This is a genomic window from Pseudomonas lurida, from assembly GCF_002563895.1.
Taxonomy (GTDB): domain Bacteria; phylum Pseudomonadota; class Gammaproteobacteria; order Pseudomonadales; family Pseudomonadaceae; genus Aquipseudomonas; species Aquipseudomonas lurida.
On record NZ_PDJB01000001.1, the window covers coordinates 585,793 to 600,184 of the forward strand.

Sequence of the window (14,392 nt, forward strand, 5' to 3'; positions counted from 1 at the left end):
CACGCATCAAATGAGGGAGCGAGCAAGCCCGCTCCCCTATGGGTGTGCAGTGTGCTCAGTAACCTGGGCGGGCCTTGAGTTGTTCGGCGGCTGCTTTGGCCAGGTCCGGCGGCAAGAAGTCGCGGTCCGGGTTGTAGTCAGCCTTGAGATAGCGCGCCAGGTCCTGCAGATCGCCTGGGTTCAGGGTGCCTGCCGCTTGCTTCAAGCGCAGGTTGTCGAGGATATAGTCGTAGCGGCTGTTGTTGTAGTTGCGCACCGACGCATAGAGCTGGCGTTGTGAGTCCAGCACGTCGACGATATTGCGCGTCCCCACCTGGTAACCGATTTCCGTGGCTTCCACCGCGCTCTGGTTGGAGATGATCGACTGGCGGCGTGCCTGTACCTGTTCCACATCGGTGTTCACCGCGCGGTGCAGGTTGCGGGTGTTTTCCACCACCTGGCGCCGCAGGCCTTCGCGTTGTTGCTCGGTCTGGCCCAGGCGCGAGTAGGATTCACGCACTTGTGAGCTGGTGAGCCCGCCGCTGTAGATCGGGATGTTCAGGCGCAGGCCAATGGTGCGTTGTTCCACATCGCCGCGATAGGGCGTGCCGAAGGCATTCGGGTTGCTGAACCCGAGGGCGTCGTTATCGCCTTTCTCATATTGCGCCACCGCATCAAGCGTCGGGGCATGTCCGGCCTTGCGTTGCTTGAGGGTTTCTTCGGCGGCGGTGACGGCGTAGTTGCTGGCGAGCAGGTTCAGGTTCTGGCGGCCGGCGGTTTCAACCCAGGCCTTGGCGTCGTTCGGCAGCGGCGGCAACACCGGCAATGTGTGGACAATGCCCTGGATCGAGTTGTACTGGCGATTGGTCAGGGTGATCAACGCTTCGAAGGCGTCTTCCACCTGGCGCTGGGCCAGGATCCGGTTGGCGCGCGCGGTGTCGTAGCTGGCCTGGGACTGCAGTACGTCGGTCTTGTCCGACAGGCCCACGTCGAAGCGCTCGTTGGACTGGTCCAGCTGGCGCTTGAAGGCGTTTTCTTCGGCCTTGGTCGAGGCCAGGTTGTCCTGGGCGCGCAGCACGGCGAAGTAGCTTTCGGCGCTTTGCAGGATCAGGTTCTGCTCGGTGGCCGACAGTTGCAGCGCAGCCTGCTCGTTGGTGGCCTCGGCCGCCTGCAACTGGAACCAGCGATCGGCGCGGAACAGCGGCTGGCTCAAGGTCGCGCGCCAGGAGTGGGCGTCGCGGTTGGCGGTGGCGGCCGGCGTGTCGATCTGGGTGCGCACGTTGTTGATATCGGCACCGCCCGACAGGTTGGGCAACAAGCCGGCGCGGGCCTGGGGCACCACTTCCTTTTGCGCGCCATACTGGGCGCGGGCAGCCGCCAGGTCGGCGTTGTTGTCCACCGCTTCCTGGTAGACGCTGACCAAGTCAGTCTTGGCGGACAAGGGCGCTTCAGCTGCCCAGACCATTCCGTTGGTCGCACAAGACACGGCAAGAGCCAGTGAAAGTTTGCGCAGCATGAGGCGATCCCTAGTTTGAATATTACGGTGATAATTTAGCGCCCAAGGCTAAGGCTGGCCATTCCTGGCGTCAAGCATTGTGGCGGCAACCGAGTGTAGTGGCGCTGACCCGGCGCAACAATCCCGCAATCACGCCATTCATCACGCTGAATGCACCGGTATTGGCAATTTGCCCGCGGCATGGTCTAGACTGGCTCCGTTCTTGTCGGGGTGCCTTGTTGGAAGGCTGAGATCGGTAAATACCGGATCCCGTTGAACCTGATCAGGTTAGCGCCTGCGTAGGGAACAAGATTTCTCGTCACCCGGCGAGTCCTCTTGTGCTTCGTCCGGGATGTTGTTCGACAATTGAACAACCCTCGTGCGCCAAGCACAGCACTGCTTTCAGTGCGTCCATCCGTCACAGGTTCGCTCCGACAAAAATCCACCGCCTGGATAGTTGGAGAGCCCGTGATGAGCACCGAATTAAAAAGCCAAAAATCAAAAAATACCGTGCACTTGAGTGAATCGGCCAAGGTCGACTCCGGCTCTGTACAGCCGTTTACCCGTTCGCAGAAGATCTACGTAGAAGGCACCCGTCCGGACATTCGTGTACCGATGCGACAAATCAGCCTGGACGTAACGCCTACCGATTTCGGCGGTGAATTCAACGCGCCAGTCACCGTGTACGACACTTCCGGCCCCTATACCGACCCCGATGTGATCATCGACGTGCGCAAAGGCTTGGGCGATGTGCGCTCGCCGTGGATCGAGGTGCGTGGCGACACCGAGCGCCTTCCGGGGCTCAGCTCGCACTTCGGCCAGCAGCGCCTCAGCGATGCCGAACTGACCGCGTTGCGCTTCGCCCACGTGAAAAACCCGCGTCGTGCCAAGGCCGGTGCCAACGTCACGCAGATGCACTACGCGCGCAAAGGCATCATCACCGCCGAGATGGAATACGTCGCCATCCGCGAAAACATGAAGCTCGAAGAAGCCCGCGCCAGTGGCCTGCTCGACCAGCAACATGCCGGCCATAGCTTCGGCGCCAGCGTGCCGAAGATCATCACCCCGGAATTCGTGCGCGAAGAAATCGCCCGAGGCCGCGCCATTATCCCGGCCAACATCAACCACACCGAACTGGAACCGATGATCATCGGCCGTAACTTCCTGGTGAAGATCAACGGCAACATCGGCAACAGCGCCCTGGGTTCGTCCATCGAAGAAGAAGTGGCGAAACTCACGTGGGGCATTCGCTGGGGTTCAGACACGGTCATGGACCTGTCCACCGGCAAGCACATCCATGAAACCCGCGAGTGGATCATCCGCAACTCGCCCGTGCCGATCGGCACCGTGCCGATCTACCAGGCCCTGGAAAAAGTTGGCGGTGCCGCAGAAGACCTGACCTGGGAGCTGTTCCGCGACACCCTGGTCGAACAGGCGGAGCAGGGCGTCGACTACTTCACCATTCACGCCGGCGTGTTGCTGCGCTACGTGCCGCTGACTGCCAAGCGCGTCACTGGCATCGTGTCCCGTGGCGGCTCGATCATGGCCAAGTGGTGCCTGGCGCACCACAAAGAGAACTTCACCTACACGCATTTCGACGAAATCTGCGAAATCATGAAGGCCTACGACGTCAGCTTCTCCCTCGGTGATGGCCTGCGCCCTGGCTCGATTGCCGACGCCAACGACGCGGCACAATTCGGCGAGCTGGAAACCCTCGGCGAACTCACCAAGACCGCCTGGAAGCACGACGTGCAAACCATGATCGAAGGCCCGGGGCACGTGCCGATGCAGTTGATCAAGGAGAACATGGACAAGCAGCTCGAGTGCTGCGACGAAGCACCGTTCTACACCCTCGGCCCGTTGACCACCGACATCGCACCGGGCTATGACCACATCACCTCCGGCATCGGCGCGGCAATGATCGGCTGGTTCGGTTGCGCCATGCTTTGCTACGTCACGCCCAAGGAACACCTGGGCCTGCCGAACAAGGATGACGTGAAGACCGGCATCATCACCTACAAGATCGCTGCGCACGCGGCGGACCTCGCCAAAGGCCATCCGGGCGCGCAGATTCGCGATAACGCCTTGAGCAAGGCGCGCTTCGAGTTCCGTTGGGAAGACCAGTTCAACCTCGGCCTGGACCCGGACACCGCGCGCTCGTACCACGATGAAACCCTGCCGAAGGACTCGGCGAAGGTCGCGCACTTCTGCTCGATGTGCGGGCCGAAGTTCTGCTCGATGAAGATCACCCAGGAAGTGCGTGAGTACGCGGCCAACCAGCGAATTGAAGCTGTGGACGTGGACGTGGCCAAGGGGTTGGCCGAGCAGGCGCAGCGGTTCAAGCAGGAAGGTAGCCAGCTCTACAAGAAGGTCTGATTCGAGGCGGCGGTGCCTGCACCGCCGTCATCGCGGGCAAGCCCGGCTCCCACCGTTGATCAAGTTGTCCGCCGCTTTTGTGTCCACAGCTTGTCCCCTGTGGGAGCCGGGCTTGCCCGCGATAGCGATCTCCCAAACAAAAAGATGTTCCTCAGAGATAACACCCTTGAGCATTCAACCGAGTACTTACTCCCCCGATATCGCCGTGCCGAGCGACAAACGAGTCTTCGGCGCCCGCGACCTCTTTTCCCTGTGGTTTTCCCTCGGCATCGGGCTGATGGTCCTGCAAACCGGCGCACTGCTCGCGCCGGGCCTGGGTTTGTCCGGGTCTCTACTGGCGATCTTCCTCGGCACCCTGGTTGGCGTCTTGTTGTTGGCCGCCGTCGGCGTGATCGGTAGCGACACCGGCCTGTCCGCCATGGCCGCCCTCAAACTCAGCCTGGGCGCCAAGGGCGCGAGCCTGCCGGCGCTGCTCAACCTGCTGCAGCTGATCGGCTGGGGCTCTTTTGAAATCATCGTGATGCGCGACGCGGCCAGCCTGTTGGGCACGCGGGCATTCAACGACGGCAGCCTGCTGGCCAGCCCACTGTTGTGGACCCTGTTCTTTGGTGGCCTGGCCACTTTGCTCGCCGTTAGTGGCCCACTGACCTTCGTGCGCCAGATCCTGCGCAAATGGGGGGTCTGGCTGTTGCTCGCCGCGTGCCTGTGGCTGACCTGGAATCTGTTCGCCAAGGCTGACCTCGCGGCACTCTGGGCCCGGCCCGGTGACGGCTCGATGCCGTTTGCGGTGGGCTTCGATATCGCCATTGCCATGCCGCTGTCGTGGCTGCCGCTGATTGCCGATTATTCACGCTTTGGCAAACGCGCGAAAAACGTGTTCGGCGGCACCGCCCTGGGCTTTTTTATGGGCAACTTCTGGCTGATGAGCCTGGGCGTGGCCTACACCCTGGCGTTTGCGCCGAGCGCAGAGGTGAATGCGCTGTTGCTGGCCTTGGCCGGCGCGGGCCTGGGCATTCCGCTGTTGCTGATCCTGTTGGACGAGTCGGAAAACGCCTTCGCCGATATCCACTCGGCGGCGGTGTCCAGCGGGATACTGTTGCGCTTGAAGGTCGAGCACCTGGCCCTGGCCATCGGTGTGATCTGCACCCTGATCGCCTGTTTTGCACCGTTGGCCCAGTACCAGAACTTCCTGCTGCTGATCGGTTCGGTGTTTGCGCCGTTGTTCGGCGTGGTGCTGGTGGATCACTTCATTGTGCGTCGCCGAGGCGAGGGCGCGATCGCCAGCCTGCGTTGGCCGGCGTTATTGGCCTGGCTGGGTGGGATTGCGACTTACCACCTGCTGGCCAACCTGTACCCGGACATCGGCGCGACCCTGCCGGCACTGGTGCTGGCAGGGCTGTTGCAGTTCATCCTGGGGCGGCGCTTCAGCGGCGCGTCGGCACCAGCTCAGGCTTGAGGATGCCTTCCAGGCGTGAGTACGGGATCTGCAGCTCGACGTGGCCCAGGGCGTACGGCGCGATGGTGCTGGTGGGGTACTTGAGGATGGCGCCACCATAGGTCAGTGCCACGTTCGGGGTTTTCTGGAAGGGGTAGGTCTTCACGTACTCCGGCTCCAGGCTCAGGCGGGTGCTGATCAGCCAGCTGTTGTGGGCCACCTGGGCGGCTTTCCAGAACGCGTCTTCCTTGCCGGGCAACAACATGTCGGTGAGGGTCAGGGCTTTTTGCTGCTGGCGCGAATAGTTGATGAACGCACGCCCCGGCTCACCATGAGTAGCGCCCTGGTCCAGGTAACTCGACAATTCGATGATCACCAAGCCGTCATGCTGCTCGCGTACCTTGGCCTGCAAGTACATGCTGTTACGCGGGGCGGCGGTTTGCAGGAACTGCTCGCGGTAGGTTTCCAGGCTTGTCGGCAGCGGCGCGCTTGGGGAAGTGCGGGTCATTTCCAGAAGGCGCTGTTCGATCAGGGCGTCGAGCTTGGGTTCCTTGGCAAAGTGCACGGTGTCGATGTTCACCAGTGGGCAGTCGGCGCTGGCGCAGTCGGGCTTGCTTTGCTCAGTGGCGTCGCGAGTGGCTTCCAGCGGCGCGCGATAGCTCGGTTGAAACAGGCTTTGGCAGGCACCCAGGGTCAATGCGATGCAGGCCACAGAGGCGATTTTTAAGAGCGACATGGATGTCCTTCGTCTAGCGATAAGAGCGAAATTTGTGCAGCTTCGACTACCGGCAAGGCAGTCAGTTCGCCGCTAAGCTGATTAGAGAGAGTTTGACGCCCGCCGTCTATCCCGGCAACTGGAAAGGGGCTGCATCTAGAGGCTTGAGCGCGTTAGGATGGCGCCCATTGCGCAGGCTTAACGAGGATGGGACATGACGGACTTAGCTAAATCGACGCCGAGCAAGATCGAGATTGTTCAGCGCGATAATGCCTACCAGGGTTTCTACAAGCTTGACCGCGTGCAACTGCGCCATGAGAAATTCGAGGGGGGCATGAGCCGGGTGATCAATCGTGAAGTCTTCGTTCGTCACGATGCCGTGTGCGTGCTGCCCTATGACCCGCAGCGTGATGAAGTGGTGTTGATCGAACAGTTTCGCGTGGGTGCCATGGGCCGTACCGACAACCCATGGCTGGTGGAAATGGTCGCCGGCCTGATCGACAAGGATGAGGAACCGGAGGAGGTTGCACACCGCGAAGCCGAGGAGGAAGCTGGGCTGACATTCTCCGCGCTGTGGCCGATCACCCAGTATTTTCCGTCACCCGGTGGCAGTACCGAATTCGTACACTTGTACCTGGGCCGTTGCGACAGCTCGGGCGCGGGTGGCGTCCATGGATTGGAAGAAGAAGCTGAAGATATCCGCGTCACCGCATGGGCGTTCGAAGACGCCCTGCAAGCGGTGCGTGACGGCAAAATTTCCAATGCAGCCAGCATCATCGCCCTGCAATGGCTTGCGCTTAATCGCGCGGAAGTGAGGGGGTTATGGCAGTAAAGGCACGGGAACGTTATCGAGTCGACCTGATCGGGCTGCAAGCGGCTTGCGAGGCCAACTATGCGCGGTTGATGCGCCTGCTCCCCGACATGCGTCACGCCCCCGAGGCGCGGCGCATCGGCGTGACCCACGGCGACCAGATGCTCGGCGTGCTCGCCCTGGAAGTCATCGTCAACTGCCCCTATACCACGACCCTGCGCGTGCGCCAGGAGCACAGCCTGCCGTGGCTGCCGGTGCCGCAACTGGAAGTGCAGGTGTACCACGACGCGCGCATGGCCGAAGTGATCAGCGCCGAACATGCGCGCCGCTTTCGCAGCATCTATCCTTACCCGAACGTGTTCATGCACCAGCCCGATGAGAAAGCACAGCTCAATGTGTTCCTCGGTGAATGGTTGAGCCACTGCCTGGCCCTCGGCCACGAGTTCGAAGCTGTGCGGTAGATGTGAACTGTGTCTGCTTCCCGGGTTTCCTCTTTGTGTCCTGCCCAGCATAATCACGCCGAACGACCATTTCCTGTGATTGCCTTGGGAGAGCGCCTTGTCGAGCGTATCCACCGTAAGTCCCGATGCACCGGCATTGCTGGTGCAATTGTCCGACAGCCACCTGTTTGCAGAAGCTGAAGGCACGCTGCTGGGCATGAACACACGTGAGAGCCTGCAGGGCGTCATCGAGCTGGTGCGCACGCAGCAGCCCCGCATCGACCTGGTCTTGGCCACGGGGGATCTGTCCCAGGACGGCACACTGGCGTCGTACCAGCAATTTCGCGACATGACCGCGCCCATCGGTGCCCCGACGCGCTGGATCCCCGGTAATCACGATGAACCGCAGATCATGGCCCACGCCGCCGTGCACAGCGACCTGCTGGAGCCGGTGGTCGATATCGGCAACTGGCGCGTCACCCTGCTGGACTCCGCTGTACCCGGCTCTGTGCCCGGTTACCTGCAGGATAGCCAGTTGCAACTGCTGGCCCAAGCCTTGAGCGAGGCGCCAGGCCGCCATCACCTGGTGTGCTTTCACCATCACCCGGTGTCCATTGGCTGCGCGTGGATGGAGCCTATTGGGCTGCGCAATCCGGAAGCCTTGTTTGCCGTGCTCGACCGCTTTCCACAGGTCAGGGCCGTACTGTGGGGCCACGTGCACCAGGAAATCGACCGCGAGCGCAATGGCGTGCGCTTGCTGGCGTCGCCGTCCACCTGCATCCAGTTCGCGCCGGGCAGCGAAGCGTTCAAGGTCAGTGACCAGGCGCCAGGTTACCGTTGGCTGCGCCTGCATGCCGACGGACGGTTGGAGACTGGGGTAGAGCGGCTCCAGGGCTTCACCTTCACCGTCGATTACGGCAGCAACGGCTATTAACGGCTGTACACCCTGACCTGAATGTGAGCGCTGGCGTGCCTGCGATAGCGGTGTGCCAGTCTGTACGTGTGTCATGGAGCCACCGCCATCGCAGGCAAGCCAGCCCCCACGGTGGATCTTGTATGTCCTTCAGATAGAGGGCGTCACACACCTCTCCGATCCCTGTAAACTGCGCGTTTTTGGCGCAAGCATGGAGAGCCCGGCATGTCCGCTTCGATCCTGTATATCCACGGTTTCAACAGTGCGCCGGCGTCGAACAAGGCCAGCCAGTTGATGACGGTGATGGACACCCTCGGCCTAGCCGATCAACTGCGCGTTCCGGCCTTGCATCACCATCCCCGCCAGGCGATTCCCCAGCTCGAGGCGGCAATCGCTGAACTGGGGCGGCCACTGCTGGTCGGCAGCTCACTCGGCGGCTACTATGCAACCCATCTTGCCGAACGCCATGGCCTCAAGGCGCTGCTGGTGAACCCGGCGGTCAGCCCTCACCGGATGTTCGACGGTTACCTGGGCACCCAGAAGAACCTCTACACCGATGAAACCTGGGAACTGACCCACGACCACGTCGCGGCGCTGGCCGAGCTGGAAGTACCGGCTCCCCAGGATGCCGCGCGGTACCAGGTGTGGTTGCAGACCGGGGATGAAACCCTGGATTATCGCCTCGCCCAACAGTATTACCGGGCCTGTGCCTTGCGCATCCAGGCCGGTGGCGACCATGGTTACCAGGGGTTCGCCCAGCAATTGCCGGCGTTGTTGAGCTTTGCCGGCATTGGCGCAGATCAGTATCAATCCTTCGATTTTTGCTCATTGTAAAAATCGCAGGTCACTTTTTAATCGAACGACTCACGACGAGACCCCATGGCCACTCCCAGCGCTAGCTCTTATAACGCCGACGCCATCGAAGTCCTCTCGGGCCTCGACCCGGTGCGCAAACGCCCCGGCATGTACACCGATACCAGTCGGCCGAACCACCTTGCCCAGGAAGTAATCGACAACAGCGTCGACGAAGCCTTGGCCGGGCACGCCAAGTCGGTGCATGTCATTCTTCACGCAGACCACTCCCTGGAAGTGTCCGACGATGGTCGCGGCATGCCGGTGGATATCCACCCGGAAGAGGGTGTGCCGGGTGTCGAGCTGATCCTCACCAAGCTGCACGCCGGCGGGAAGTTCTCCAACAAGAACTACCAGTTCTCCGGTGGCCTGCACGGTGTGGGTATTTCCGTGGTCAACGCCCTGTCCACGCTGGTACGGGTGAAGGTCAAGCGCGACGGCAACGAGTACCAGATGACCTTTGCCGATGGCTACAAGGCCACGGACCTGGAAGTGATCGGCACCGTTGGCAAGCGCAACACCGGCACCAGCGTGTACTTCGCCCCGGACCCGAAATACTTCGATTCGCCAAAATTCTCCATCAGCCGCCTCAAGCACGTGCTCAAGGCCAAGGCCGTGTTGTGCCCGGGCCTGCTGGTGACCTTTGAAGACAAAGGCACCGGCGAGAAAGTCGAGTGGCACTACGAAGACGGCCTGCGCTCGTACCTGGAAGATTCCGTCAGTGAATTCGAGCGCCTGCCCAACGAGCCGTTCTGCGGCAGCCTGGCCGGTAATAAAGAAGCCGTGGACTGGGCGCTGCTGTGGTTGCCGGAAGGCGGCGACAGCGTGCAGGAAAGCTACGTCAACCTGATCCCGACGGCCCAGGGCGGCACCCACGTCAACGGTTTGCGCCAGGGCTTGCTGGATGCCATGCGCGAATTCTGCGAATACCGCAGCCTGCTTCCGCGTGGCGTGAAGCTGGCGCCGGAAGACGTGTGGGAGCGTATCGCCTTCGTGCTGTCGATGAAGATGCAGGAGCCGCAGTTCTCCGGCCAGACCAAGGAGCGCCTGTCGTCCCGTGAAGCGGCGGCGTTTGTCTCCGGTGTGGTCAAGGATGCCTTCAGCCTGTGGCTCAACGAGCACCCTGAACTGGGCCTGGCCCTGGCGGAGCTGGCGATCAACAACGCCGGCCGACGCCTGAAGGCCAGCAAGAAGGTCGAACGCAAGCGCATCACCCAGGGCCCGGCATTGCCCGGCAAACTGGCGGATTGCGCTGGCCAGGACCCGATGCGCTCCGAGCTGTTCCTGGTGGAGGGTGACTCCGCCGGCGGTTCCGCCAAACAAGCGCGGGACAAGGAGTTCCAGGCGATCCTGCCGTTGCGCGGCAAGATTCTCAACACCTGGGAAGTCGATGGCAGCGAAGTCCTGGCCAGCCAGGAAGTGCACAACATCGCCGTGGCCATTGGCGTTGACCCAGGCGCGGCGGACATGAGCCAGCTGCGCTACGGCAAGATCTGCATCCTCGCCGACGCCGACTCCGATGGCCTGCACATCGCCACGCTGCTGTGTGCGCTGTTCGTCCAGCACTTCCGCCCGCTGGTGGACGCCGGTCATGTCTATGTCGCCATGCCGCCGCTGTACCGTATTGACTTGGGCAAGGAGATTTTCTACGCCCTGGACGACGCCGAGCGCGATGGCATCCTTGATCGCCTGGTGGCCGAGAAGAAGCGTGGCAAGCCACAGGTCACGCGATTCAAAGGCCTGGGTGAAATGAACCCGCCGCAACTGCGCGAAACCACCATGGACCCGAACACTCGGCGCCTGGTGCAATTGACGTTGGGCGAAGACTTCGCCGAAACCTCGGAAATGATGGACATGCTGCTGGCGAAGAAACGCGCGCCCGACCGTAAGTCCTGGTTGGAGTCCAAAGGCAACCTGGCCGAGGTTCTGGGCTGATGCGCACAGGTTTCGCCCTGGCGATCCTGATGTTGAGCGGGTTGGTGACCACCGAAGTGGTCGCCGCGCCCGTGGCTGAGCTCAAGCGGGTGTCCGAACACCCGGTGGACGGCATGCGCGGCGGCAACCTGTCGGGCCTGGCACGGTGTGGCAAGGAATTGTGGACGGTCTCCGACCGTGATGACGACCAGATCTATCGCCTGGATGTGAGTGCGCCGACCTGGCAGGCCGAAGCGGTGCAGATCGAGGTGCCGCCGGTGCCGGAGTCGGGGTTGCCATGGGGTTTGCGTTCGCGCACCAAGGCGGCCTCGTTCATTCGCGGTGGCGACCTGGATTTTGAAGGCATCACCTGCGATGCCGCCGGTAATCGCTACCTTGTCAGCGAAGCCCATGCGGCGGTGCTGCAAGTGCCAGTCACAGGGGCGCCTGAGTGGTTGAAGATCGCGCCGGGCATGGTGCGAGAAGCTCGGGCCAGCGGCATGTTGCTGCACTTCAATGCTTTGTTTGAAGGCTTGGCGATCAACCCTGAGGGCAATCAGATCTGGCTGGCGGCCGAACGCGAGCGACGTGGGTTGATTTCGATCAAGCGTCCGCAGAGCCTGTGGGACTGTGAGGGCCCCTGCGTACTGCTGAGTGAGGCAGGCCAGGAGATGCAGCCGGCCAAGTTCACCTATGCCAAGGCCGTGTCCAAGGACTTTGCCGACCTGTCATTGTTCAACGGCAAGCTGTTTACCCTTGAACGCAATGCGTTCCAGATTTGCCGGCGTGATGCGGTCACGGCCAAGGTCGAGCTGTGTTGGTCGTTTGCCGATGAAACGCTGACGCCCGAGCGGCGTTACCCCCAGGCTTATGGCCTGGCCGAAGCCCTGGTAGTGGACGCCGACGGTGCCTGGCTGGGCATCGACAACAATTTCGGCCCGCGTGCCGATGGTGAAAAGCGCCCCGTGGTCTACCGTTTCGCCGCCCCTGCTGGCGGCTGGAGCGCCCAGCCATGAGCCATCCCTTTTTTGAATTGACCCGGTGCAGCGGCAGTCCCGTTGCGCCTTACCCGACAATGATGAGGCCCGCATGAGTGACATCCTCGCAGACAGCTTAGATGGCGTAGAACGCCGGTCGCTGGCTGACTTCACCGAAAATGCCTACCTCAACTACTCCATGTACGTGATCATGGACCGTGCCTTGCCGCATATCGGCGACGGCCTGAAGCCCGTGCAACGGCGCATCATTTACGCCATGAGTGAGTTGGGCCTGGACGCCGATTCCAAGCACAAGAAATCGGCCCGTACCGTCGGTGACGTGCTCGGTAAATTCCACCCCCACGGCGACTCGGCGTGCTACGAAGCCATGGTGCTGATGGCCCAGCCTTTCAGCTACCGCTACACATTGGTAGACGGCCAGGGTAACTGGGGTGCGCCGGATGATCCCAAATCCTTCGCCGCCATGCGTTACACCGAAGCCCGCCTGTCGCGGTACTCGGAAGTGCTGCTTAGCGAGCTGGGCCAAGGCACTGCGAACTGGGGGCCGAACTTTGACGGCACCCTCGAGGAACCGCTGGTGTTGCCGGCACGTTTGCCGAATATCCTGCTCAATGGCACCACCGGCATTGCAGTCGGCATGGCCACCGACGTGCCGCCGCACAACCTGCGGGAAGTCGCCAGCGCCTGCGTACGCTTGCTGGATGAGCCCAAAGCCACGGTCGAGCAGCTCTGCGAGCATATCCAGGGCCCGGATTACCCGACCGAAGCAGAAATCATCACGCCGCGTGCCGACCTGCTGAAGATGTACGAAACCGGCAAGGGCTCGGTGCGCATGCGTGCCGTGTACCACATCGAAGACGGCGACATTATTGTCACCGCGTTGCCGCACCAGGTGTCGGGTGCCAAGGTGCTGGAGCAGATCGCCGCGCTGATGCAGGCCAAGCCGTCGAAACTGCCGCAGGTTGCCGACCTGCGTGACGAGTCCGACCACGAAAACCCATGCCGCATCGTGATCATCCCGACCAACAGCCGGGTCGACCACGAAGTGCTGATGCAGCACCTGTTCGCCAGCACGGACCTTGAGTCCAGCTACCGGGTCAACGTCAATATCATCGGCCTGGATGGCAAGCCGCAGCTGAAAAACCTGCGCAACCTGCTGGTGGAGTGGCTGGAGTTCCGCGTGCAGACCGTGCGTCGCCGCCTGCAATTCCGCCTCGACAAGGTCGAGCGCCGCCTGCACCTGTTGGACGGTTTGCTGATCGCCTACCTCAACCTGGATGAAGTGATCCACATCATCCGTACCGCCGAGCACCCGAAAGCCGAGCTGATCGCGCGTTTCGAGCTGAGCGAGATCCAGGCCGACTACATCCTCGACACCCGCTTGCGCCAGTTGGCGCGACTGGAAGAAATGAAGCTGCGCGATGAACAGGACGCGTTGCTCAAGGAGCAAGCCAAGCTGCAAGCCTTGTTGGGCAGCGAAGCCAAGCTCAAGAAGCTGGTGCGCAGCGAACTGATCAAAGACGCCGAAACCTACGGCGATGACCGTCGGTCGCCTATCGTCGAACGTGCCGAAGCTAAAGCGCTGACTGAAACGGAGCTGCTGCCAAACGAGAAAATTACCGTCGTTCTGTCGGAAAAGGGTTGGGTTCGCTCCGCCAAAGGGCATGATATTGACGCCACTGGTTTGTCATACAAGGCCGGCGATGGGTTCAAGACTGCCGCGGCCGGGCGTTCCAACCAGTTTGCGGTGTTCATCGACTCCACCGGGCGCAGTTATTCGGTGCCGGCCCACACCTTGCCTTCGGCGCGAGGGCAGGGCGAGCCGTTGACCGGGCGCCTGACGCCGCCGCCAGGGGCGAATTTCGAGTGCGTGCTGCTGCCGGATGATGACGCGCTGTACGTGATTGCGTCCGACGCGGGTTACGGTTTCGTGGTCAAGGGTGAAGACCTGCAGGCCAAGAACAAGGCGGGCAAGGCTCTGTTGAGCTTGCCTAACAACGCCAAGGTGATCCTGCCGCGGCCGGTGGACGACCGTGAGAGCAACTGGCTGGCATCGGTAACCACCGAAGGGCGCTTGCTGGTGTTCAAGATCAGCGACCTGCCGCAGCTGGGTAAAGGTAAGGGCAACAAGATCATCGGTATTCCCGGCGAGCGGGTGGCCAGTCGCGAAGAGTACGTGACCGACATCGCGGTGATCCCGGAAGGCGCGACCCTGGTGCTTCAAGCCGGTAAACGCACGTTGTCGCTGCGTCCTGACGACCTTGAGCACTACAAGGGCGAGCGCGGTCGGCGTGGTAACAAATTGCCACGTGGTTTCCAGCGAGTGGATGCTTTGTTGGTCGAAACGCCGGTTTAAGGCTAACAGGGGGCGTCTCAGTGTGCTGCGTTGCAGGTCGTGGAAAGGGAAAAACCATTCCCGGCGGCCTGCGCCTTGCCTGGCCCGCTTTAAGGTGACAACGCGGTG

The 14,392-nt window shown here is 61.9% G+C and carries 11 protein-coding genes and 1 riboswitch; of the genes, 9 read left to right on the top strand and 2 right to left on the bottom strand.

The window, feature by feature from the left end:
- Positions 1–55: 55 nt before the first annotated feature.
- Positions 56–1,495, bottom strand: coding sequence for a TolC family outer membrane protein (locus ATH90_RS02570; RefSeq protein ID WP_025858092.1), 1,440 nt, complete (start codon positions 1,493–1,495; stop codon positions 56–58).
- A gap of 196 nt (positions 1,496–1,691) precedes the next feature.
- Positions 1,692–1,797: riboswitch (TPP riboswitch) on the top strand.
- Positions 1,798–1,945: 148 nt separating this feature from the next.
- Here ATH90_RS02570 and thiC point away from each other — a divergent pair.
- A complete protein-coding gene (gene thiC, locus ATH90_RS02575; protein WP_098465652.1) occupies positions 1,946–3,850 on the top strand; it encodes a phosphomethylpyrimidine synthase ThiC in 1,905 nt (634 codons plus the stop codon).
- A 166-nt stretch (positions 3,851–4,016) separates the two neighbouring features.
- Entirely contained in the window at positions 4,017–5,306 is a 1,290-nt protein-coding gene (gene cytX, locus ATH90_RS02580) for a putative hydroxymethylpyrimidine transporter CytX (RefSeq protein WP_098465653.1), read from the top strand.
- Here cytX and ATH90_RS02585 read toward each other — a convergent pair.
- Positions 5,275–6,021: an RsiV family protein gene (locus ATH90_RS02585; protein ID WP_098465654.1), complete on the bottom strand. Its 747-nt coding sequence runs from the start codon at positions 6,019–6,021 to the stop codon at positions 5,275–5,277. The two genes, cytX and ATH90_RS02585, sit on opposite strands and share 32 nt — an antisense overlap.
- A 193-nt stretch (positions 6,022–6,214) precedes the next feature.
- On the opposite strand from ATH90_RS02585, the gene ATH90_RS02590 reads away from it, so the two are divergent.
- From ATH90_RS02590 to parC, 7 genes are all read left to right on the top strand, one after another.
- Positions 6,215–6,832: an NUDIX domain-containing protein gene (locus ATH90_RS02590; protein ID WP_034105753.1), complete on the top strand. Its 618-nt coding sequence runs from the start codon at positions 6,215–6,217 to the stop codon at positions 6,830–6,832.
- Complete coding sequence (locus ATH90_RS02595; RefSeq protein ID WP_012721893.1) at positions 6,823–7,272, top strand: DUF1249 domain-containing protein; 450 nt, start codon at positions 6,823–6,825, stop codon at positions 7,270–7,272. The genes ATH90_RS02590 and ATH90_RS02595 overlap by 10 nt, the downstream gene beginning before the upstream one ends.
- A gap of 97 nt (positions 7,273–7,369) precedes the next feature.
- Positions 7,370–8,185 (top strand): 3',5'-cyclic-AMP phosphodiesterase, encoded by an 816-nt coding sequence (cpdA, locus tag ATH90_RS02600; RefSeq protein WP_034105750.1) that lies wholly within the window; start codon positions 7,370–7,372, stop codon positions 8,183–8,185.
- A gap of 204 nt (positions 8,186–8,389) precedes the next feature.
- On the top strand, positions 8,390–8,998 hold the full coding sequence (locus tag ATH90_RS02605) for a YqiA/YcfP family alpha/beta fold hydrolase (protein ID WP_034105748.1): 609 nt from the start codon (positions 8,390–8,392) through the stop codon (positions 8,996–8,998).
- Positions 8,999–9,043: 45 nt separating this feature from the next.
- The gene (gene parE, locus ATH90_RS02610) at positions 9,044–10,951 is read left to right on the top strand and encodes a DNA topoisomerase IV subunit B (protein ID WP_034105746.1); all 1,908 of its coding nucleotides are present in this window, start codon (positions 9,044–9,046) and stop codon (positions 10,949–10,951) included.
- On the top strand, positions 10,951–11,946 hold the full coding sequence (locus tag ATH90_RS02615; RefSeq protein ID WP_098465655.1) for an esterase-like activity of phytase family protein: 996 nt from the start codon (positions 10,951–10,953) through the stop codon (positions 11,944–11,946). Before parE ends, ATH90_RS02615 begins: the two co-directional genes overlap by 1 nt.
- Before the next feature lie 73 nt (positions 11,947–12,019).
- Positions 12,020–14,284 carry a DNA topoisomerase IV subunit A gene (parC, locus tag ATH90_RS02620; protein WP_034105742.1) on the top strand — a complete coding sequence of 755 codons (2,265 nt, stop codon included), beginning with the start codon at positions 12,020–12,022 and terminating at the stop codon, positions 14,282–14,284.
- The last annotated feature ends 108 nt before the right edge of the window (positions 14,285–14,392 follow it).